Genomic DNA, 22,245 nt, shown 5'->3' with positions numbered 1-22,245 from the left:
TCATCATTTGCTCCCATCCTCTATAACAAAAACTTAATAATGTGTTTGGATATTTATGACTTAGCTTATCCAGCATGGCTTTCTTGCCGCTATGGTAGAGAGGCCATTCCGCGATAGGATTGCTGACGATCATTGTATTAAAGACAAGCATACGCAAACATACCTCTTTTAAAATTTATAATAATTTTATTGATTTTTAAAAGATTACAACCAGAGGAGATATAACCACTATCATTGGAGACCATACCACCTAAATTAATAATCACCGCCATAATCACCCATTTCACCACCTTCAACATCGGCTTTCCCAAGTTTTATACTTACACTCAGATTAATTTGTCGTCCGCCCCAACGAAAGTTCTGACTTCTGTAAAGGCTTGGTTGATCCACTATCGTATTCCATCGTCTACTATTAAATAAATCCCTTACGGATACGTTTACGGCAACCCTATTGGTAAATAGTTTCTTTTTTAGACCTAAATTGGAATAAAAATTACTGTTTTTTGTCTGTAGCAATTGCTTTTCTTTAGAGGTATAATTCAAACTTACTTCAGCATCCAAATCGATAGGTATTTTAAAGGTGCTAATTAATCCAGCCGACCATTGGTTGCTATTGAAGTTAAAGCTTTGATTTAAATAATTACCTGTTCGTTTGTAATAAAACCAGTTGAACTCCGAGGTCATTTTAAACCAATCGACCAGACGGTAAGAACCATTAAACTCAATTCCTAAATCATTGCGTTTACCAATATTTAGGGGTTTTACAATAGTTATACCATTGACCAATTGTTGGGTTTCTTCAACCGTATTGTTGGTCGTTCTGGCATATACAGAAGCGAATAAAGACCCTTTGTCGAGGTTTTGAATTGTTCCAAACTCATAGGAATTACTATACTCTGGTTTTAAAGCTGGATTTCCTTGAAATTGACTAAACTGATCGCTAATCGATTCAAACGGATTTAAACTAAACATATCTGGCCGCGATATTCTGCGTGAATAGCTTAACTGTAACGAAAGAGCATCAGTGAATTTATAGGAGGTATGCAAACTAGGGAACAAATCGGTATAGTTTTGTTTGTTTTTTTCATTAGTGTTTTCTAGCTCGGTTAAAAGTCTTGTATTTTCCAAACGCAACCCGGCTTTTACACCAAATTTTCCAAATTCCTGCCCGTATGTCGAATAACCCGCCCACAGATTTTCATTAAATTGAAATACATTGGTAAAGTTGGTATTGTTTCTCCAGTTTCCATCTGATAAATCATCCACAACATAGTCATTTTTAAGTTTTCTGTTGCCGAACTTTAAACCAAATTCCAAGGCACCTTCTTCTTCCTCTTTTCCGAAAGGATATTTATAATCTATTTGTGCCGTATTGGAGTCTTCACGAAACATTGTATTGGAACGTTGTTGAAGATCGGAATCTCCAGTATTTATAAAACCTGCTTTTTTATCTTCCGTATAATTAAAACCGCTATACCGTGCTTCCAAAGTATGCTCATCTTTTCCTCCAAGAGTCTTTTTATAATTGGCGTTTAATTCATAATTGGGGCTTTTGTTATTACCTGTTTCTGTTCTATTGCTATGGGTCGTCGTATTTCCTACTTCAGTTCTGTAATCATACCTATTTTCACTATCACTCTTAGAAATCCCCATAGAGGTTGATACGCTTAAAAAATCGGTTGGCGATATATTATAATCCATACCAAAATTTGCGCTTAAATCTTTTCTCTTTTCCAGACCACTCCCGTTTGAAAAGCGATTTTCATTGGGCGTTTGTGTTTTATCAAGGGTTATGGACGTGTCATAACTTTTCATTATGCCATATTCCCCATTAATGCCTCCTAAAAGATTTATTTTATTGGTTCTGTAATTTAAATTCACTCCCAACCCATAACTTTCAGGTTTACCAGCAGTCGCTGTAAATGTGCCATTAAGGCCTGATTTACGTTCTTTTTTTAAGATGATATTCAAGATACCCGCAGATCCAGCAGCGTCATATTTGGCCGATGGATTGGTAATGACCTCTATGCGTTCGATCATATCTGGCGAAATACCATTTAGAGCCGCTTTACCATTGCTTTTATTGGCGGACGCATTTCCGTTTATCAATATTTTTACGTTACTGTTGCCACGCAATGAAATGTCGCCCTTCATACCTACGGTTACCGAAGGCACACTTTCAAGAATTTGCAGGCTGCTAGCTCCAGAATTACTTAAATCTGCGCCCACGTTAAATACACGTTTATCAAGTTTGAAACTGGTCTTGGAAACTTCTGAAGTAACAACCACCTCATCCAATTGATTATCTTCTGATAGCATTAAAATAGTACCCAAATCTATTTTATTCCGTGAAAAATCTAGATTACTAATGGTTTGGGGTTTATAACCTAAAAATTCTATTAAGAAATAATAATCCTCTTTTTCTTTCTCAATAGTAAGGCTAAATTGCCCTTGATCATCTGTAATCGTTCCTTTTAAAATACCACTTGTTTTTTTATTGATTGCTGATATGGTAGCATATTCTAAGGGTGCATTGGTCTTGGAATCTAAAATGATACCCTTAAATTGCCTTTCGTTAAATCCAAAGGTTTCATTTTCCAAAATCACTTCTCGAGTATCCTCCTTTACAGACCGTCTTTGGGCTTCCGTGGAACATACACTTAACACAAATAGGGTCGCCGGGAGTAGGATTCTTAGTAGTTTCATGATTTCATTAAATTAAGTTCTTTAAATAATTTAAGATCAAAATTGAAAAAGAGACCCCACCTTTAAAAACTTTTTCAACCAAAGGGCAAATTGTTTAAACGAACCATTAAAAACAGGGTAAGTCAAGTTTTTATCCGTTTAGTTTTAAAATGTGGTCGTTGATTTAAACTTTGCTAGGTTTCATTGAAAAAATAACAAACCTCTTGGCAAAATAGGTACTTTTGAAATATGAAAAATTGCTATCAACATGCTTTGGCATGGGTCATATACACCCTATTTATATTTTTTATTTTTAACTGGGTTTCAGATAGTTTATCGGCATTTATTCGCGTATTTTCTATCATTTCGATCCAGATGGTTGTATTTTATTCCAATCTAAAGTGGATTTTACCCGTTTACTACCACACCAAACGCTATTTAACCTATGTGGTGATTAATTTGGTGTTCGTCATATTTGGAGCCATTCTTGGAGAATATTTGGAAGAAAGAACCCCTATCTATCAATCTGAAGCTCTTGAAGTACAACAGTATTATACTGAAAAGGGACTGATTAATGGTGAATATGATGAAAATACCCTTGAGCTTTTTGATATAGAACAATTGTTCAGCCATGCTATGCCGATAGTGCTTATTATTTTTATCAGTTACTTTATGTATAATTTTCATATGCGTAAACAAGAAGAGGCAAAAGTATTGGCTATTATTACGGCCGAGAAAAATTTCTTGGTTCAGCAAATAAACCCTCATTTTCTGTTTAACACATTAAACAACATTTATTCACTAACCCATAAAACATCGCCCAAAGGATCGAAGGCGGTCTTGCAACTTTCTAAGATGTTAGATTATTCATTATATATCATGAAAGAGGGAAGAGTAAGTTTAAAGGATGAGATTGGCTATATAAATAATTTTATAGCACTGTTTAAGTTAAAGGACAGTGCCATGAACAAGATTGCATTTGAGTATTCTAATGCTAATCCGAATCAGAAAATAGCACCATTGTTGTTGATACCGTTTGTTGAAAATGCATTTAAACATGGAGATATCGCAGATGTCAAAAACGGATTTGTAACCATTAAAATAAAAACCGAACATGATTTCCTTTTATTTGACTGTATCAATTCCTACCAAGAGAAAAAAAATGTGGATAAAACTGGTGGAATAGGTATTGCCAATGTAAGTAGGAGATTGGAGCTATTATATCCCGAACAACATGAGCTTAAAATCGAGGAAGCTGAAAATGTATTTAGTATATCTTTAAAAATTAAGGCAAATGGTCTATAAATGTATTATCGTAGACGATGAAGAACCAGCAAGAATATTGCTGAATGACTATAGTGAAAAAATAGACGGTCTAGAAGTCATTGGAGTCTACAAATCTCCTTTGGATTGCCTAGCTGTCTTGGAAAAGGAAGAAATCGACATCTTATTTCTAGACATTAATATGCCCGACATTTCTGGAATTGATTTTTTAAAATCGCTGTCGCAGAAACCAAAGGTGATACTGACCACCGCATACCGAGAATACGCTGTGGAAGGTTTTGAGCTGGAAGTCACAGATTATATTTTAAAACCTATAGAGTTTCACCGATTTTTAAAAGCCGTAAACAAAGCAAAGAAAGAGATTGATAAACATCCCTCAACAAGTTTTAAAAAAGAATCTGCGCATAAATCCACAAAGAGTGTTCAATTAAAATCCAATAAGAAATTATTCAATGTTAATTATAATGATATTACTTACATTCAGTCACATAATGAATATGTAATGTATCATACTTCTATAGGAAATTTAATTGTATATGGTACTATGAAATCCGTTAAGGATTCCCTTCCAGAGAACTTTTTTTTTAGAATCCATAGATCATTTATTGTTAATGCAGCAGCCATAAAATATGTAGAAGGCAATCAAATTGTATTGCTCAACAATCAGAAACTACCTATTGGAGAAAGTTATAAAGTTGGGTTTCTTTCAAAATGGAAATAACAGCAAACCTCCTTAACCACTTCTCTATTTCTGTTTTTCAAGAAAACGGTCTTTTTCCAATGAAACCTTATTGTATTGGTATACTCTCGAACTCTTAATTTTTTTTTTGCACGCCTAACAACTTAATATCCATAGTCGGTAAGTGCAGAGGTATTTCACGCCCTATAGGATAATCCGTTAGAGTGATGAATTTAAAGGGGGCTCTTTAAAAATGAATTTTGTATGGTTTCGACTTTGAGCGTGGGTACTTTTCTCCCATGTTTTGTGTTAAGCGTAAACATCGCATTTTTTTCTCTCGCTTTGTTTTTGCAGGCAAAATTCGCCATCGTTGAATTAAATTCACTTCAGAAAGCTTTGTTGCTTAGGTTGACATTTTCGACATGTCTTTTTTCGGTTGGTTTATAAGTAAATTTGTCCAGTAATTCACTTTTTGTTCACTCCAGTCAGGAAAGCGCACATGTAGCAATTCATGTATAATATCATCTTCCTGTAAGGGTCGTGTGTGGTAAATAACACCTGTTTTATTTGCAAAATCGATGGCAATGCCGACAAATTCATGGCCAGGCATATCGCCTTTCAAATCGTCTAGAACTTGCATTTCATCTATGGATTCATAGGTAATGGTCCAATGTTGGATATCAAATAATGATTGCCATTTTTCTAGCAGGCTCAATTCTTGACTCCTGCTTTTGCCACCTCCTGTTTTACTTCTTAAGCCGTTCCCCTTGTTCTTTGGATAATATTCTCCAACCATCGTGGATCCGGTTAAGAGATTTATTAACTGAGAAATAACGGTTGTTTTTTTATTGAATACCGTATTCTTTTGATGCAAACTTTGATTTAAAAAACTTAAGGATTCTTTCATGGTTTTAAATATTATGACCGATTGAAACAAGTGTTTTTCACTCGTTTTTCACGATCTGGTTTAGAAAATAATTGATAGGTATTTGTGCAATCAAAACTCCAGGGCGTATAGGTGATCTCTTTCCTAAGGAAGGAGCGTCCGTTTAAAAAAAATTCTTTTGTTCATATGTGTTGTGTATGGCTGTTATTAATTAATTCGTTGTCCTTTACATTCCGTTAGGATGTAAGTAAAATGATCTACATCGGTAGCATTTAATTTTAATATTCCCGTTACAGACACTATATTGTCAGTTTTAAACAGCTGTTTAGATGTAAATTGCAGTTCTATGGCTGTTTCTGGCCCTCCAATCCCACAGAAAAAACAAGCAGACATGGGGCCTTTGGAGAGGATATACAATTCTCCTTTAGGGTCTATATTTAAAAAATATCCTGTAATAGTTATCTGTTTACCATCTAAAGCCTTTACGGGAGGCAAAAAAGTAGGAACAAAAAAAGAGGTGTCATACGCTGGGAAAAATTTTTCCGTAAACTTTATATGGGATAAATCCGTCCAAGTGATTTTCTTTTGGCTAAAGCCTATATTGAAAGCTAAAAGTGTAGCGATTATCAGCATCTTAGTTTTCATGGCTCAAAATAGTGGATATGTTCATTTTTATGATAGGATGGATGGCTAAGACTATAGCGGCCAATATCATTATAAAGACCAAAGCTCCTATTTGCAAGAATTCCATCAATGGCAATTCATGGAGCATGTTTTGTTTATATTCGGTTTCTACCATTTTAAACATCAAGGACAGTCCCGTTTTAGATAGTAAAATCCCCAATAAAAAGGCGAGTAGCCCCATTATGCATCCTTCATACCCGACCATGCGTATCAATTGGACATTGCTTGCACCGTAAGTGCGTAACAGTGCTAGATCAAAAGCATGTTCTTTTACCATTTTATAAAGGCTTATAAAAATGGTCATGCAAGAAATAACAAGGATGATATAGGCAATACATGAAATTGTTTTCACCCCAACGCCCATATATTCATACAATCTGTCCAACTCATATTTAGGTAATGCCGCTTGCATATTGGTCTGTTCATTGATTTTTCTAGGAAGCGTTAAAAAGGCAGATGGATTTCTAAAAGAAATCAATAAGGACGTTATTTCTTTTCCTTCATATGCATTTCCAGAATGCTCAATAGAGCCTCCCTCCTGTTCATCACCATGTTCATGTTCGCCTTCGGTATGATGAACGTCCCATATGCTTTCTAAATTTGTAATGATGAGACGGTCTATTATTTTTTGAGTGGGTTTATAGATCCCAACTACTTTAAGTTTTTCGGAATGCACGTCTATATCATTATCAACCAATCCATGGGAGCTTAAAAAGGTATCCCCTATTTTAAGTTGCAGTTGTTTTGCCACGGTATGGCCAAGGACGACTTCCATTGACTTTTTTACGGCACGTCCTTCTTCCAGTGCAGCATTGTAAAGGGGGGCAAATCCCTTAGTTGTTCCTACAATTCTATATCCTTTATAATTATCACCATAAGAGATAGGTACGGCACTTTTAATCATAGGGTTTTTGCCCACCTTTTTTGCATCTTCATAGGGAATATTCCCTGTTGGGTTGTCCATATGCAGTACAGATGCTAAAACCAATTGTAAGGGGCTTCCTTTGGCACCAATAACCAAATCAATATCTCCTAAGTTGTTTTCCATTTGGTATTTAAAGGACGCTTCCACTTGTTGGATTCCTAGAAGAAGTGCGATACTTAATGCCAAACTGAAGACGCTTAAAAAAGTATAGAATGGTTTTGACCTGAGGTTTTGTATGCTAATGCTCCAAATAGTCATAATGTAATGGCTTTTGAAAATAATGGTTTTATCCTGTGGTCGTGTGTGATAACAATGAGATTGGCATGGTTTTGTTTTGCCTGATTGATAAGCAAATCCATAACCATTTTACAGTTTTCATCATCTAAACTTGAAGTGGGCTCATCTGCCAAAATAACTTGTGGATTGTGTATGACCGATAAAGCAATGCCCAACCTTTGTAATTGCCCTTCGCTCAGTTCGTTTACTTTGCTCTTTTTAAAGTCGCTCAAATCCAATTGTTCTAATAAGTCATTTATCATAACATGGTCGATGGCTTTTCTGCTAAAAAAAAGACGTGACTCTAAATTTTCAGTAACATTTAAAGATTGAATTGCATGGTTTTTTTGAAATACCAATCCAATGTGCTGTCCCCTGAATGTATCCAATTGTGAAGGTGATAGGGAATGGATATCAACAAAACCAATAGCGATCGTTCCGCTAACAGGTTTTAGCAAGCCTGCCAAAAGATGAAGAAGTGTTGTTTTTCCTATGCCCGATTTACCTAAAATGAGTAAATTTTCCTCATCTTTTAAAGTAATGTCCGGGAAAGTAAAACGATGGTTTCCATTTTTTTTATACTTAAATGTTATGTTTTTGGTCTTAATCATGTCGCAACCTCTTTTAGACTCTTTTTTCTTTTTTTAAAAAGCAGTGCTAGCAATAATTGTCCAGCTCTACCCACTCACATTAAGAAAACCAACTCACATCCATGTTTAGTGAATGTTTAAATTATGTTGCTATTTCTTAGCTGGATTTGTTCTATTATAAAACATGGATGATGCATTTTTTATCGCTTTAAGTTTTTAATGGTATTTATCTTGCAATGGACCATTCATCTTCTTGTTCTACTAGTTTATGGTTCCATTGCTTGATTTCTAGGTCGCTTACTAAACAATTTTCCAATTGCTTTTCCAGGGTCTTTTTCTCTAGGTACTGCCCAATGAATACCAATTCGATTTTGCGATCTCCAAACAACGGATCCCAATCAGATTCAATTTGGTCTTTGTTTTCTACAAAGGCCGTATAGCTAATACGCTCACCAAAAGGCATGGATGCCCACCAAACCCCCGCATTGTCGGCCTTAAAAGAACCGCCCGCTGTGCTCCATATCAGTGCTTGGCTGGGTCTGGATGCCAGCCAAAACAAACCTTTACTTCTTATAATGTTTTGCGGAAAACCCGTATTAAGGTATTTTAAAAAACGCTCTGGGTGAAACGGTTTTTTACTTCTAAAAACCAAGGAGCCCATACCATATTCTTCGGTTTCTGGTACATGCTCGTTCTCCAGTTCTTTTATCCATCCTGCAGAAGCTTCCGCTTTGGCATAATCAAATAGACCTGTGTTGATTACATTTTTAAGCGCAACGTTAGATTCGGTAGCCGTAATCATCCTAGCTTCCGGATTTAGCTTATGGATGATGGCATGAAGCTCTTCAAGCTGGTCTTTAGTTACCAAATCAATTTTGTTAATGATGATAACATTGGCAAATTCAATTTGATCGGTCAGTAAGTTAACAATCGTCCTGTTGTCGCCTTCCATATTGGTAAGTTCCCTGGTGGCTAGGTAATCGGGACTTGAAAAGTCCTTTAAAAAATTATAGGCATCTACCACCGTTACCATGGTATCTATATAGCTAAAACGACTCAAATCTATGGTGCCATCTTCGCTTTCAAAGGTAAATGTTTGAGCAACGGGAATGGGCTCGCTAATGCCTGTACTTTCAATCAACAAATAATCAAATTTGTTTTGTTTGGCTAACTTTTCAACCTCAACCATCAGGTCTTCCCTCAAGGTACAGCAAATACACCCGTTGGACATTTCCACTAGTTTTTCTTCGGTTCTAGAGAGCGTATTTTCATTTTCAATGAACTGGGCATCGATATTTACTTCGCTCATGTCATTCACAATGACAGCTACTTTTAAGCCTTCTTTATTATGGAGGATGTGGTTTAACAGCGTGGTTTTTCCAGCACCTAGAAATCCACTTAATATAGTTACAGGTAGTTTTTTCATAGTATGACCTTTTATTAGCAGTTTTGTAGTAATGCATAGGCTGCTCCTGTTTTCAGGACAGCCTATTTCCAATGAAATTAAAAACCGTTTATTTGGACTTCCAAATAATGGTAAACACTTATATTATAGGTGGTATTGGTATACACGACACCAAGATAATAGGCGCCGTTTTCCCAAGCTTTGTCGCCTTCTATGGGGTTGGGTTCGGGAGTGTTGTTATCAACAGAGGCTCCTATAACAAACTCTGGGGTAGGGCGGGTAAATCCGCCTTGGCCGTCGTATATAATATTCGCAAAGGCATTTACATCTTCCCAGTTTTCATGCTCAAACACATCATAGACAATCACTTTTGAAAAATCTATGTCATCTACAATCCTAGGCAGATGGTTTGCGGATTTTTTGATAAACAGCAGGTACATTTTCCCATCGCCTTTCACCTTTTTGATGGTCACTGAAGATTTAAAGACATCGCCTTGTGAATAGGTGACGTCTTCTGGATTTTGAAGTAATTCATTCACGTATTGATAGGCATTTGGTGTATAAAAGTCCCAGAGATACAAGTAGGGATCTACCGGAAGATTTGCGGGGTCAACCAAATTGACGTCATGGGTTTCCTGTAGTTGGGTGCCGTTTTCATCGGTGATGGTGATGATAAAATCAAATGTGCCTTCCGGGGCGTCTTCGGGAATATCAAAATGTTTATGCACCGTACTGTTTTTAAGGCCTTTAAATTCATCCCAAGCAATCTCAAAAGACCAATCGTGACTATAGGTCTCGCCTGCCTTGGGTTTTATATTGATTTGTATAAAGTCAATACGGCCCCCTGCTACAACGTCGGCATTAAAGTGAAAGTCTCTGCCAATAACACCTTGGTGTTCCCCCGACCCTATCTCCAATGCACTCATGCTGGGTATTGGCATAGGCACTGCGGTATCGTCATCCTTGGAGCAGGATGCCAATAGGCATGTGAATACGAACGTTGATAAGAGGAAAAAGAATGGTTTGTTCTTATTGATGAGGTTCATGCTTTTGTTTATTCTATGATTTTTATATCTACTGAGGTTCTGGATTGCCAGCCTGTGGCATCTGTTACGGAATAGGAACAATGGTAATCTCCAGAATCGATATCGTTCGGAATGGTTAAGGATATATTTATTTCATAAGCCGTCTGATGTCCTTCTATAGTGTAGTTCTTCATGAATATGAATGGATTTACAGCCTGTTTTATAGGGTTTAAATCACAGGTCTCACCTTGGTCATCGTGGGTATGATGGTCAAAATTATGGTGAAGGTCCAAGCTATAGGAAGCCAGGGCCTTATTGTCCATTACTTTGGCTTTAAAGGTATAGGTCTGTCCTTTTTGAAGTTCTGCACAGGCTTGTGGAAATCCGCCAGCATACTGTATGGTAATGGTTGGTTTTTCTTCATCCTTATCTACGCTGTCGTCGCTAGAACAGGAGATGATACAGGCACTAAAAAGGATAAAGAACAGGTGTTTTATTGTCAATTTCATATAGCTCATTTTTTAAACCGCATAACCTCTTCAGAAATTATGCGGTGTTGATAAAAGTTATTTATACGGCTGCTGTTACATCTATGTGGGTATCGTAGCGTTTGGTATAGCCATCTTCATCTTCCACGATGATGACCATGTGGTATTCCCCAGCAGGCACCGTAGTAGGCACATCGATGTGTTCATGAAATTCTACCGAGGTCTCACCATGATAACCGTTTTCGAAAACTTCTTCATAGTGCCATTCTACTTCCCCAACACCAGGGGTAATGCCGTGTGCATGAATGTCAACAGTGATGTTATGGATGCCGTTTACTGCATCGATTAAGAACTCTGCATGAAAGTCATCCCCACGAACTACTTCAGTATCGATAGAGACATCACTTAAGGTAATGGGGTCTAGAATTTGAACATGTCCTTCCACTTCCGTGCTATTTCCCAAGGCATCGGTGACTACCAATTCTATATGGTATTCTCCTGCTGGAATGTTGTCTGGAATATCGATGTGTTCATGAAAATTAGGGTTTATTACCAGGTATTTGCTATCGGTAAAGCTTTTCTCAAAGTCCCAGTCTACTTCTCCCTCACCTAGGGTTATATCATGGGCATGGATAGACAGTTTTATACTGCTTACGGTGGCTTCTGCGTTTATGTCTGCTTCCATGTGAATGTCTGAGCCTTTATAGGCTACCTGCTCTGTAGAATGGGTACTTCCTTCGCCATACTCAAAATTAGAGATAACGGGGGCCTTTAAAATCGGATCATCATCATCACTACAGGAGTATAAAGAGATTCCTAAAAAGGCTACCATGGCTAAAAGTTTGATGTTTGTTTTCATTTTTTTTGTTTTCATTTTTTTTGTTTTGATTGTTAATAATTATTGTTTGTTAAAAAGGTATTGTTAAGGACAAAGAAATGTTCCTGCCTGCTTCGGGAACATCTATAAGTCTGTAAAAACTGGTGTGGTTGAAATATTTGGTGTCGAACGCATTATTGAGCTTTAAACGGCATTGGGCATCGTATTTGAACAGGTTAAAATGGCTCATTAAAGCCATATTTAAAACTTGGTATCCAGCTGTTTTTTCCTCTGGGGGGACAATCTCATCTTGTGCGGCTGTTATTCGGTAATCCACGATGAATTGTGGCTTTTTAAAGAACAGAAGTTTTTTAAACTGATAGCTTGCGGAAAGCAGTGTGGACAAAGGCGGCGCAAAGGGCAATGTGAAACCTTTTTTTGCACCACTGGTTTGTCGGGAATACACATATTCCATAGAAGCATCTACTTGTAGATTATCAAACAGGGTGGTACTGGCCCGAACCTCAGCCCCCATCCTAAAAACCTTGTTTTGGGTGTACTCGTAAATCTGTAAGGTTTCGAAGTAATTTGGGGTGGGGTTTAAATAAATGAAATTATCAAAGACATTCACAAAGGGACTTATGCCCACACTAAATAGTTCTGCCGTATGGTCTATATCGATATCCAGTTGATAGGATGTTTCAGGATCTAAATCAATGTTGCCCCGCTCGTAACGATACATGTGATAGTTAACCCCATCTGAAGCTAATTCGTTGGCCAAAGGCATCCGGAAACTTTTTCCTATATTTATTTTATAGGTGGTATGGTTTTGCAGGTAGCTTAAGCCCACCGAAGCGCTCATATTCCCAAAATCCAACTGTTTGTTCTGTGCTCTTTGCAGGTAGATATAAGAGGTGGAACCATCTTCATTCGTTCTGGTGGAAGGGTACCAATCGACATGGGCTTTGGTATCTAAAAATCCAAAGTCATAACGCAGGCCTGCCTGAAGATGTAAGTTGGGGTTGATTTCTAATTGGTTATAAGCAAATACTCCGGCTGTAAACCTGTTGAACGCCGGAATTAAAAACCCCCAACCATCAATAGTGTTTTGTTGAAACTCCAAATTCACGCCTGCATGCATGCTGTGTCCTTTTTGCATTTGGAAAGCGTCCCTGATATTCAGTGAAAAGGTGTTTTTATGGAACTCTCGCTCTTTGCTATGGGCTGGTTTGGGCATATATCCATGTGGTACAGGCTCGGAATGCTCTTCGCGTTGGTTATTTTGAAAACCGGTCTCAAAATACAATGTATGCTTATTGCCGGTAATCACCGTGTTGTTCGTTATTTTGAAATGATTCACTTGATGGTAAGGGAGGTCGATGTCCCTGTCCGAACGGTCGTAATCTATGCTGGAGGTTCTCACTTCAAGACCGTGGGCATTGGCAAAGAAGCCGTTCTTGTTGTACACATTGCTAAAGAAGGTTTCCGATTTTATATGATCTGAGATATAACCCACACTAAAGCTGGCGTTGGCTTCCATACCGGCCGTGTTCCTTAAATGGTTTTCGTGCAGTTCAAAAATGTAATTTTCATAGTTTATCCTATTTGTTGGAACTTTATAATCGCCATAATCGCGAAAAGTCAAACGTGCTCTATAAAACCATTTTTCTTTTCTTGCCTGGATGCCCGTTGAAATGCCTAACAGGTTATTATTGCTTTCACCCAACAGGTTTACTTCCCCACTAAAAGAATGTTCTTCAGGGGCTGCGGCAGGTTTAATGTTTACCACCCCGGCAATGGCATCGGAGCCATACATGAAGGAGGCGGAACCTTTTATGATTTGTATGGCTCCCATACCGTATTGATCGATTTCCAAACCATGGTCGCTGCCCCATTGTTGTGCTTCGTGTTTGATGCCGTTTTGTACCACGGCCACCCGATTGAAACCGAGGCCCCTAATCACTGGCTTCGACTGCCCAGAGCCAATGTTAATCGTGCTTACGCCCGGGATTTTGCTCAATGTTTGCATCAGGCTATTTTCCCGATTGGCTTCCATAAATGCTTTGGAGGCCTCCACCGTCACCAAAGGTTGTTCTTTGGCTAGTTTCTCTTTGGTTTTCCCGAGTAATTGTACTTCTTGGAGCAGGGTATTGGATTCACTTAAGGTGACCAGCAGGTTTTCGGGTTGGCCGTTTACTTCCAGGTCGAAATATTTGGGCGTATATCCCAGGTGTGTGGCTTGAAGGGTGTAAACGCCTTCGCCGACATTTTTTAAGGTAAACGAGCCATCGTCTGCCGACACGGCGAATATACCTTCTCCAATGATACTTACGCCGGCAATTGGGCTTTGGGTTTGGGCATTCTTAACGGTACCTTCAATGGTAAAGGTTTTTTGGGCAAATGATAGTGTGCATAGGCTAAAACTTAGCCATGCGCACAATGTTTTATGGAACATAATGAGATACTATAAGATTTGAACACGTGTCCGGAAGCCCCGGACGATCAGGACACTCATCGCTAAGATGATATGACATGGCAAGCCGTAGTGGTGTAAAACCTCTACGACGATGCATCGCTATCTGACTCTTGAAAACTGTGATGACATACAGCATCACTGCCTGTCATTACATGACTTCGTACTAAACATGTGGTACAAGGCATGCCATCATCAGACGCGTCTAATCGATCTTAAATAATGAATGTATAGGAAAACTTATAGTAACGAAGGTGGGGGCCGGGAAAAAAGCTGATTGGCGGCAAGGGTGTTGGAGATGATAAAGCCATAGCTTTTGCTGATCTCCTTTTTAACAAGGTATGCTGTCGTCTCACCTATAACGAACTCCTGTGAATCGGGCGTCAGTGCCGGGGTGAAATTATGGGTGATGGCTTGGTCGCAGACCACACAATGCAAGGCATGGTCTTTATCGTCTGTATGCGATAGCACATGCAGCCCTGCCATTTTCATGGATATGAAAACAACAAGCAACAAATACGTAATGCTATGTTTTAAGCGACCTTGTTTCATGAGATGCAAACTTACTAAAATAAATTAAAAATTAGGGTGCTAACATCCCTTCTAAATGAAACTAATGTTTATGCCCCCTTTTTGTACCTGATAATTTCCAATTAACATAATGGGCTATCGAAACCAAAGAAGCTCCAAGCACGGTATTGCCCATTTCCCATAGTTCTGTAAAATCCAGTCGTCCTAAGGCTATGAAGGTAAAGCCTGATGCCACGTATAACAGTGGTTTTTTATTGTGATGTATTTTTTTATAACTGGGCCAAAGCGAGGTGATGGCAAACACTACGCCCAAACAAATAAAAGTCCATTCAATCAAGGGGTTCTCTAGAAAGTGCAGACTGGTTAGGGAGGAAAATGACAGTACTACAGGGATGGCTGCACAATGTACGGCGCATATTAAGGAACTTGAAAGGGCAATGATGTCGAGGGTGTTATTTTTAATTTTCATCTGTGTTTCATTTATATTTAGCTATCTCAATGGTCTCGCCTTCCACCCTTAGTATGCTGTATTCGTCAGGGTAATGGATGATGGGGCGTTCTATGTCGAAACTAATCTTCTATTCTAAAAATCTATTTTCAAGGGTCTTTATCACGCTTGCTGCGTGATGGATGCTGGGGATGTTTGTGGTAAAACCTTCAATCATGGCTCCCCCATACTTAAAAGTGTGCTTCGGTTAATGTTTTATTCACCATGGCTCCTGCCATATTTCCGGTGGCTACGGCATGGGCTACCGCACGCATGGGGCTGGCATTATCGCCGCAGGCAAAAACACCTTCTACGGTGGTCTGCTGAAAAGCATCTACTTGAATGTGGCCCTGGGCTGTTAATTCACATCCTAGAGCCATCGGGATGGATACGGTTTGCTCAAAAGGGATGGCTGCATAGGCCGCCAGAAAGGTCTCCTTGCTCCCATCTTTAAAGACTATTTTTTTCATATGTCCATCGGCATGTTCTATGGCTGCTATCTCCTTTTCCTTCACGTCTATGTGGTGTGCTTGGAATTTTTTTAACGCGGCGGCTTCAAAATCCATAGGGCCATTGGTTAAAATGGTCAGATCATCCGTGAGGTTATTCACCAACGACGCGAGGTGTAAGGCCCTTTCGCCATTGGCTATAAGGGCTGTTTTTTCCGCTTTGTGTTCGTAACCGTGGCAATAAGGGCAATGGATGACGGAAATGCCCCAACAGGCTGCAAACCCTTGGATGTCGGGCATGAGATCTTGAACACCGGTGGCTAGAATTATTTTTTGTGCTGTAAATACCTGGCCGCTTTGGGTTTCAATCTCAAAGCCTGTAGGGTGCTTTTTGCCGCTAACGGCAAAGTCATTTATAAAAGATACCGTTGAATAACGCGCCACTTGCTGTTTGGCGATGGTGGAAATTTCTTTGGGTGTTTTTCCATCTTGGGTTAAAAAGTTATGGGAGTGCGGGGTTTGTCTGTTACAGGGCTTGCCTGCATCAATAATCAGTACCTTCCGTAAGGAGCGCCCCAGGGCCATGGCTGCGGAAAGTCCGGCATAACTGCCTCCTACAATAATCACCTCAAAGTCTTCTGTTCTTGTCATCGTTTTAATTTTTTGTAAAAACCACTATTAATGGTGGGTCTTGTTAAGAACCAAATCCCCACATGGTCTGTTAGGATCAGGGCATGTGTAGCCACCACTATGGGTTTAAATGCAAAAATGTCGCATTAATATGTTTGCAAATATATTATTTTTTTATACTATTGCAATACAATCGCAATAAATTGTTGCGAATCATTCGCATTAACTAATGAAAAGAAGAAACACCCCTACCAAGGAGGCTGTGATGGACGTGTTGGCAAAGTCGGGTAAGGCCATGAGCCAAGATGCCATTGAGCAGCACATCGACATTACAATTAACAGAGCCACCATTTATCGTGTCTTAAACCGCTTTTGTGAGGATGGGATTTTGCATAAAGTGGTAGCCGAAGATGGGAAACAGTATTTTGCTTTATGCAAAAAATGTGATGGCCACAAAAAACCCGTACATCATTTCCATTTTAGATGCACCACCTGCGACACGATTGAGTGCCTGCCTATTGAAGTCCATTTTTCGCTTTCGGAGGCTTATATTGTGGAGCATGTAAATTGTGTTTTAACGGGGACTTGTAAAACTTGTGCTTAAATAATTCCTTTGATTTTGGTACGACATTTGCTGAACGACACCACCTGTGCTTACAATAAGGAGGATAAAGGTGATTGCGCAGTTATTGAAAGTCCTACCTCTCTCACCACTATAAGGCCTTCTCCGCTGTGGGAGGGATTTTTTGTTTTTAAGCCTATGGCCACTTCCATGGTTATGGGGACTGTCATGAAGCCGTTGGTTTTGTTGTTGCGCTCCTTACTCGGGGATTACACCTCCTTGGTAAACAAATAGGACGAACAGCCCCGTAAATGGGTAGGCACCGTTGGCTGTCTAAACTCAAAAGTCATGGTGCCTACGACCAGCAACCAAGCTGGTTGGGTGGGGAGGTGAAAACTCCAAAGGGCTTCCGGCAAGGTTTTAAGAGGCTGTAGCGTACGCTCATAACTGCTTATGGGTACTAAATCGATGTTGGGTTGGTTGTGATCCACCATAAAGGCATGCAGTTGCAGGTGGGCACTGCGCACCGCCTGGGGCGGTTTTATATTTTACCCTAAGGTGAGGGCGGTGATGAGGCACGCTGCCATGTGGCTGTCCCCTTGGGTAAACGCCCTATAGAAACGGCAGGTTTTAGTCCATGGTACCTGGCTGTTGAACTCAAACCCTTCTAGTGCTTGGGGCATGTTTAATGCCAAAGAAGCAGGCGGTACGCTAGCGTTCAGTGCCTTGGCCATGCTGGCACGGTGCCGTGCTGCATAATAACTGTCCGTTATGAGTGTATATGCCTGAGTCAAGGCAAACCTGAATTTTTTGTCCTGTTGGCTTACCCAGCCAAAGGTATTGGCTGCCGCCTTAGTGCTGGCGGTTTGTTTTACTTTGGTGGGTTTGGTGCGCGCATAGGTATAACGGCCTTTGTTTACAAACACCACATTGCCTAGAGCGCCACTTAGCGCGCCATCGTTTATAGGTTTTGCCATGATATCAGGTTTTTTAATAAGGTTGATACTCAATCTTTAACCCCTACAAGCTTTTTTTAAGAACCTCCTTTTGTTTTGTTTTATAAAAGTGCATAATTAATGCATATTAAATCTATAACAAGTCCATATTTATTATGGACTTGTTATAGACCTGTTATGGACTTGTTATGGACTTGTTAAAAGCATGACCTATCGTTAATGCATCAAGACAAGCGTAAAAAACATGAAAAGGCACCTAAGTGTTTGCAATGTTTATAACAGGGTATCAAGGGGGAGCCGCTTGATTTTGCTGGGGGCTTGTAAATACTATTAAATTATTTGGTTTTTTTGTAAGAAAAGGTTAATATTGGTTGGTGTTGTGAAAAAGCAAAATAAATAAAAAAGTATACGGAATAAAATATGTTAAAACTTGGGCATATCCTGCCAATTTGGTTGGATAAGCAGAAGAAAGTTCCGCATATAAACAAGTTGTGAATCATAAAAGCCGATGATTGATCAGAAATCAAGATTACGAGAAAACGGAAAGAACTTCGCACCTAGGTTCTCGGGTGAGGTTGAGAAATCTTTGAAACGAACGAATACTGTTTTCACGATTACATCTTCAGAAAATAATCACAATACTACATTTCTGAAAGAGTTTCAAAAAGATTTGATCGGTTCCATGAAGAGACAATCGATGAATCGGAGTTCTTGTTCCATATTCTTTGATGTCAAACGAGAGGATACGTTAGAAGACACACACTATGTAAATGCAAACTTTAATGTGATCCTAAAGAGTCTGGTTAATAACTACAACTCATTGACAAATCAAATAAGGCGTCTTGACCAAAAAACTAGGTTTGGTTTTATGGTTGCAAGTATTGGAATAATATCACTTTTAATTATCTCATCCTACCAATTCAATGTCGGAAAACTTTCAACACCAACGTTACAGCAGTTTGCAGGTATTTTTCTATCAGTTTTAGGAGTACTCAGTTTTTTCACTTTCATTCCTAAAAACCTGAAGAGCAGAATCGAAAAAAAGAAACAACAGGATGATTCTTTCTCCTTTGAAAAAGAACGTATTATTCGATATTTGAATAAGAGGGGTTTCAGAAAAAAACCTACGGTAGTAGTAGTTGATAATGCTGAACTATTAGATGAGGAGCCATACCATTTTCTCCTCGATTTAATGAATTCATATGATGGTGCTAATCGATTTGGATGTACTTGGGTTTTCCTCTTTACTTCTAAGTCAGATAATCTGGATGATTTGATGACGGTTTGCAGAGAAAAACACTATGTTAATTACCTTTTAGAACTTAAGCCATACAATAACGAAGAACTAAGAGAAATCATAGGCCTAAATCCTGAGTTAGATCTTGAAGGGAACTACCTGATTTCTAAGGATGAAAAAAGAGCCATTAATCAATTGAAAAAAAAATGGACAGATCAAATTGAGAAAAATGACAATAAAAATGTTTTCTCAGAATATGACATATTGAAATTTTTAGCGTTCAGTGGGAATCGGCATCATATAGAGAGATGGAATTCCAATAAGATAAATGAGCTTTTTATTAACACCCCCAAAAACATTATCACTTCGCTAAATTCCCATCTGTGCTATACAATGACCAATAACCCGGACTATTTTGAATTAGCAACTAGGCTTAAGCAGATTGAGGATTTTTTTCAAAGTAGACATTTTGCGACCGGTGCTTTTGTGATTCCTTACAAATTGAGAATAATTCTTGAAAGCTCCCTTGACAAGAGTACTTTGATACTTATACAATTATTTTGGATCAAAAAATACCTGAGAGATTATGTAATTGGGATGGAAGATTTGTTGGCAAAACGCATTCTTTATAGGATTAATTTCATCAAGCAGAACCACAATGGTATTTCCAATTGTGAGGAACTTTTAAAGGAAATCCACATCGACATTGTCAACCTATTAGATAGTTTATTTAGTCACCTTTCTTTTCGAACATTTCAACAATTTTTTAAAGCATTAAATCAATTGAACTCATTAATTAAGGACGAGAGTCTCACTTTGATAGAAAGAGAGAAGCTAGCTTATTATTCTGCATATCTATTTGAGCTTTCCGGTGATGCTCATTTCGAATTAGATGAGCTTCTTACTCAGGAAGAGAGTATACTTTCAAAACGAGTTTTTTCTGCATATAGAAGGTTGTTAGCGAAAGAGCAGCCCTTATCATTATTGTCCGAAATAGAGTCTTTGGAAGATCATCAAAGGATCAAGGAAAAGCCATGGCTAAGCAACTTGTACTACTTACTCCTTTTACATCTTAGAATTAGAGAGGCAGATGGGTTTGTTTTTCAGCTTCGAAAAGATTTACGGTTAACTGATGATTTAGCATTACCATTAAAAAGTGACTTTCCAATATTTGAAATGAGGTATCGTTTTCTACTCCTTGATGTCTACTTGGAACAAGAAAAAATTAAATTATTTCTTAGCACCTTAGATTCTCTTGTTAAAAGAGTTGATCAGATAGAAACTCACGAATTAGCATTAAGAACGTTAAGGATTTACTGGAATGCTTTAGCTGTACATTATTGGCTGTGCCTTAAGCAAAGTAATTCAAGTCATCAAAGACTTCATGATTCAGATTTCAATACTTTATTTCATCAAGAAGGAGGGATGAGAGAAAGCTATGAATGGGTAGCAAATCAATATATAGATTGTGAGTTCTTGTTCAATCAACTAGAACTAAAGTTGCCTTTAGTCGATCTTTACTATTCTCAGGCAAGACTCATACAATCATTCTCAAAAGTGGATAATGATAAAATCTCAGAATGGTATACTAAATGGCATAGTAAATTCAAAGCCTCGGTCTCACTTCAACTTCAAATCAACATAAGCTTTAATATTCCTGAGATTTATGCTCGCATCTTTACAACAAAGCAATCCTTCATTGGAGGAGGGAATAGCGATAGTGAGATCAAGGCTTTAATTGAAATTTTAAAAGATCACAATTTTGATAACAGAATAATTCTATATTGGATATATAGAGAAAGAAGAATTCAACACTATCTATCAAGCCCCAAAAGACTTGAGCTCACAAAGCAAATTTTAGTGTATAAGGATCAAAAAAATTATTTATCATATGCTTACGACAAGTTTGAAACGACTAATAATGATAAGTTAATAGAAATTGAAAATAGATTTTGGGAATATCAATATTTGAAGGAAAACAATGACTATGAAGAATCAAAAGCAATTTATGAAAAGTTAAATACTGAATTCCTAGAACTGTTAGATACCAGTGAATTAATTAAAGAGTCGGAATTGAAGTTTATCAATGAATTGGATACCATATTAATTAACGAAAGAATAGAACTATCTCCTGAACTGGCCAATCAGATATTTCATGATCTTAAGAAAGATAGTAGAATATATAGTTCAATGAGATTTCTGCATTTGTTAAGTGTTTTTTTATGGCACATCCCAAAAGAAGAGATCGATTTTGATTTACTCAACTTTTATATAAAGACTACAATTAAGACGTTACGCAGTAATCTTGATAGCACTATCATTTCTGAATGCTTCCATATTATCGATCCTCTGAAGAATAACTTGTATGTGAAACTCCCCTCAGAAACTAAACAAAATATCAGAAAATTCTTCGAAGCAGCAGTTGAGTCAGAAAAACTTATTGACGCGACAGGTTTAGATCGCTTAGAAGAATACTTTGCTGATTTGATGACGCTAGAAAGCTCTGAAGAATTCTACAGTTCTCAGTGGCATAAATGGTCTCAACTACGGGTTGAAAGTTTCATTGTAAGTAAATTTGATGAAGTTTACCACAAAAAAAGCTCCCATGAAATATTTCAGATCTACATTGATTTTTTTAAAAGGTATAATGATCGTCTAAAATTCAAGAATCTTTATAACCGAAATTTACTCGAAACAAGAGATGAAATAGTAAATCAATATGACGCTAACGGTGACCCGAAAATTTTTGCGACTGCTGTTCTCAATGAATTAAAACAAAACAGAGATTCCCTTATATCTTCTGGCGAAGTAAATCGAATAGTGTGGGAATATTCTAGGTGGCTAAATGATTTTTTGCATTATTTGGATGAATCGGATAAGACAGATGCAAAAGAAGTTTTAGAAGAAATCTTCAGCCCTACATTTATTTTAGACTATTTGTACATAGTAAAGAACATCAAATCTCTACCGAATGGCATGAAAGAAACAATAAGTGAGTTGATAGCGAGGCACAAAGCAAACGAATACAAGCTCAGAGGTTAGATTAAATACGATTCACAACAAGGTGTATAATGCATAGCTTCCTAACGTCAGCTACGACATCATACACAGACCGTCAGACTGCGCAAAAACTTCTTCTTAAAAACCATTAATGATTCTTTTTAAATTCGTATCTT

Annotated in this window: 18 protein-coding genes; 4 read left to right on the top strand and 14 right to left on the bottom strand. The window is 38.1% G+C overall.

Translation table 11 applies throughout. The features are described from left to right. Positions 1-255: 255 nt before the first annotated feature. Positions 256-2,706, bottom strand: a complete 2,451-nt coding sequence (locus tag DKT72_RS06265; protein ID WP_111307884.1) for a TonB-dependent receptor — start codon at positions 2,704-2,706, stop codon at positions 256-258. 228 nt (positions 2,707-2,934) lie between these two features. Between DKT72_RS06265 and DKT72_RS06260 the strand changes: the two genes are divergently transcribed. Then, entirely contained in the window at positions 2,935-3,990 is a 1,056-nt protein-coding gene (locus tag DKT72_RS06260) for a sensor histidine kinase (protein WP_111307883.1), read from the top strand. After that, on the top strand, positions 3,980-4,690 hold the full coding sequence (locus DKT72_RS06255) for a LytR/AlgR family response regulator transcription factor (RefSeq protein WP_111307882.1): 711 nt from the start codon (positions 3,980-3,982) through the stop codon (positions 4,688-4,690). The genes DKT72_RS06260 and DKT72_RS06255 overlap by 11 nt, the downstream gene beginning before the upstream one ends. Before the next feature lie 361 nt (positions 4,691-5,051). On the opposite strand, the gene DKT72_RS06250 is transcribed toward DKT72_RS06255, so the two are convergent. The 12 genes from DKT72_RS06250 to DKT72_RS06195 all read right to left on the bottom strand — a co-directional run bounded on the left by DKT72_RS06250 (position 5,052) and on the right by DKT72_RS06195 (position 16,335). Further along, positions 5,052-5,555 (bottom strand): hypothetical protein, encoded by a 504-nt coding sequence (locus DKT72_RS06250; RefSeq protein ID WP_111307881.1) that lies wholly within the window; start codon positions 5,553-5,555, stop codon positions 5,052-5,054. Between the two features lie 186 nt (positions 5,556-5,741). After that, positions 5,742-6,179, bottom strand: coding sequence for a hypothetical protein (locus tag DKT72_RS06245; protein ID WP_111307880.1), 438 nt, complete (start codon positions 6,177-6,179; stop codon positions 5,742-5,744). Next, positions 6,169-7,401, bottom strand: coding sequence for an ABC transporter permease (locus DKT72_RS06240; protein WP_111307879.1), 1,233 nt, complete (start codon positions 7,399-7,401; stop codon positions 6,169-6,171). Before DKT72_RS06240 ends, DKT72_RS06245 begins: the two co-directional genes overlap by 11 nt. Beyond that, complete coding sequence (locus DKT72_RS06235; protein ID WP_111307878.1) at positions 7,398-8,030, bottom strand: ATP-binding cassette domain-containing protein; 633 nt, start codon at positions 8,028-8,030, stop codon at positions 7,398-7,400. Before DKT72_RS06235 ends, DKT72_RS06240 begins: the two co-directional genes overlap by 4 nt. A gap of 205 nt (positions 8,031-8,235) precedes the next feature. Next, on the bottom strand, positions 8,236-9,435 hold the full coding sequence (locus tag DKT72_RS06230; protein WP_111307877.1) for a GTP-binding protein: 1,200 nt from the start codon (positions 9,433-9,435) through the stop codon (positions 8,236-8,238). A gap of 77 nt (positions 9,436-9,512) precedes the next feature. After that, positions 9,513-10,460, bottom strand: a complete 948-nt coding sequence (locus DKT72_RS06225; RefSeq protein ID WP_111307876.1) for a DUF4625 domain-containing protein — start codon at positions 10,458-10,460, stop codon at positions 9,513-9,515. A gap of 8 nt (positions 10,461-10,468) precedes the next feature. Further along, positions 10,469-10,948, bottom strand: a complete 480-nt coding sequence (locus DKT72_RS06220; RefSeq protein WP_111307875.1) for a DUF4625 domain-containing protein — start codon at positions 10,946-10,948, stop codon at positions 10,469-10,471. Positions 10,949-11,009: 61 nt separating this feature from the next. After that, the gene (locus tag DKT72_RS06215) at positions 11,010-11,801 is read right to left on the bottom strand and encodes a DUF4625 domain-containing protein (RefSeq protein WP_235841628.1); all 792 of its coding nucleotides are present in this window, start codon (positions 11,799-11,801) and stop codon (positions 11,010-11,012) included. Positions 11,802-11,835: 34 nt separating this feature from the next. After that, a complete protein-coding gene (locus DKT72_RS06210) occupies positions 11,836-14,199 on the bottom strand; it encodes a TonB-dependent receptor (RefSeq protein WP_111307874.1) in 2,364 nt (787 codons plus the stop codon). 258 nt (positions 14,200-14,457) lie between these two features. Continuing rightward, on the bottom strand, positions 14,458-14,769 hold the full coding sequence (locus DKT72_RS06205) for a hypothetical protein (RefSeq protein ID WP_111307873.1): 312 nt from the start codon (positions 14,767-14,769) through the stop codon (positions 14,458-14,460). A gap of 61 nt (positions 14,770-14,830) precedes the next feature. Next, the gene (locus DKT72_RS06200) at positions 14,831-15,217 is read right to left on the bottom strand and encodes a MerC domain-containing protein (protein ID WP_111307872.1); all 387 of its coding nucleotides are present in this window, start codon (positions 15,215-15,217) and stop codon (positions 14,831-14,833) included. Between the two features lie 209 nt (positions 15,218-15,426). Beyond that, the gene (locus tag DKT72_RS06195; RefSeq protein ID WP_111307871.1) at positions 15,427-16,335 is read right to left on the bottom strand and encodes an NAD(P)/FAD-dependent oxidoreductase; all 909 of its coding nucleotides are present in this window, start codon (positions 16,333-16,335) and stop codon (positions 15,427-15,429) included. A gap of 208 nt (positions 16,336-16,543) precedes the next feature. Between DKT72_RS06195 and DKT72_RS06190 the strand changes: the two genes are divergently transcribed. Next, positions 16,544-16,918: a Fur family transcriptional regulator gene (locus tag DKT72_RS06190; RefSeq protein ID WP_111307870.1), complete on the top strand. Its 375-nt coding sequence runs from the start codon at positions 16,544-16,546 to the stop codon at positions 16,916-16,918. A 506-nt stretch (positions 16,919-17,424) separates the two neighbouring features. Here DKT72_RS06190 and DKT72_RS06185 read toward each other — a convergent pair. Then, complete coding sequence (locus DKT72_RS06185; RefSeq protein ID WP_111307869.1) at positions 17,425-17,853, bottom strand: hypothetical protein; 429 nt, start codon at positions 17,851-17,853, stop codon at positions 17,425-17,427. Between the two features lie 487 nt (positions 17,854-18,340). On the opposite strand from DKT72_RS06185, the gene DKT72_RS06180 reads away from it, so the two are divergent. Then, positions 18,341-22,111: a hypothetical protein gene (locus tag DKT72_RS06180; protein ID WP_111307868.1), complete on the top strand. Its 3,771-nt coding sequence runs from the start codon at positions 18,341-18,343 to the stop codon at positions 22,109-22,111. Positions 22,112-22,245: the final 134 nt, after the last annotated feature.

Origin of the sequence: Confluentibacter sediminis (assembly GCF_003258355.1) — a bacterium.
GTDB lineage: Bacteria > Bacteroidota > Bacteroidia > Flavobacteriales > Flavobacteriaceae > Confluentibacter > Confluentibacter sediminis.
This window is presented reverse-complemented; position numbering and strand designations above follow the sequence as displayed.

Bases quoted from the DNA above. Each gene is read 5' to 3' on its own strand.
- DKT72_RS06265 (WP_111307884.1), bottom strand. From the start codon at position 2,706: ATGAAACTACTAAGAATCCTACTCCCGGCGACCCTATTTGTGTTAAGT.
- DKT72_RS06260 (WP_111307883.1), top strand. From the start codon at position 2,935: ATGAAAAATTGCTATCAACATGCTTTGGCATGGGTCATATACACCCTA.
- DKT72_RS06255 (WP_111307882.1), top strand. From the start codon at position 3,980: ATGGTCTATAAATGTATTATCGTAGACGATGAAGAACCAGCAAGAATA.
- DKT72_RS06250 (WP_111307881.1), bottom strand. From the start codon at position 5,555: ATGAAAGAATCCTTAAGTTTTTTAAATCAAAGTTTGCATCAAAAGAAT.
- DKT72_RS06245 (WP_111307880.1), bottom strand. From the start codon at position 6,179: ATGAAAACTAAGATGCTGATAATCGCTACACTTTTAGCTTTCAATATA.
- DKT72_RS06240 (WP_111307879.1), bottom strand. From the start codon at position 7,401: ATGACTATTTGGAGCATTAGCATACAAAACCTCAGGTCAAAACCATTC.
- DKT72_RS06235 (WP_111307878.1), bottom strand. From the start codon at position 8,030: ATGATTAAGACCAAAAACATAACATTTAAGTATAAAAAAAATGGAAAC.
- DKT72_RS06230 (WP_111307877.1), bottom strand. From the start codon at position 9,435: ATGAAAAAACTACCTGTAACTATATTAAGTGGATTTCTAGGTGCTGGA.
- DKT72_RS06225 (WP_111307876.1), bottom strand. From the start codon at position 10,460: ATGAACCTCATCAATAAGAACAAACCATTCTTTTTCCTCTTATCAACG.
- DKT72_RS06220 (WP_111307875.1), bottom strand. From the start codon at position 10,948: ATGAAATTGACAATAAAACACCTGTTCTTTATCCTTTTTAGTGCCTGT.
- DKT72_RS06215 (WP_235841628.1), bottom strand. From the start codon at position 11,801: ATGAAAACAAAAAAAATGAAAACAAACATCAAACTTTTAGCCATGGTA.
- DKT72_RS06210 (WP_111307874.1), bottom strand. From the start codon at position 14,199: ATGTTCCATAAAACATTGTGCGCATGGCTAAGTTTTAGCCTATGCACA.
- DKT72_RS06205 (WP_111307873.1), bottom strand. From the start codon at position 14,769: ATGAAACAAGGTCGCTTAAAACATAGCATTACGTATTTGTTGCTTGTT.
- DKT72_RS06200 (WP_111307872.1), bottom strand. From the start codon at position 15,217: ATGAAAATTAAAAATAACACCCTCGACATCATTGCCCTTTCAAGTTCC.
- DKT72_RS06195 (WP_111307871.1), bottom strand. From the start codon at position 16,335: ATGACAAGAACAGAAGACTTTGAGGTGATTATTGTAGGAGGCAGTTAT.
- DKT72_RS06190 (WP_111307870.1), top strand. From the start codon at position 16,544: ATGAAAAGAAGAAACACCCCTACCAAGGAGGCTGTGATGGACGTGTTG.
- DKT72_RS06185 (WP_111307869.1), bottom strand. From the start codon at position 17,853: ATGGCAAAACCTATAAACGATGGCGCGCTAAGTGGCGCTCTAGGCAAT.
- DKT72_RS06180 (WP_111307868.1), top strand. From the start codon at position 18,341: ATGATTGATCAGAAATCAAGATTACGAGAAAACGGAAAGAACTTCGCA.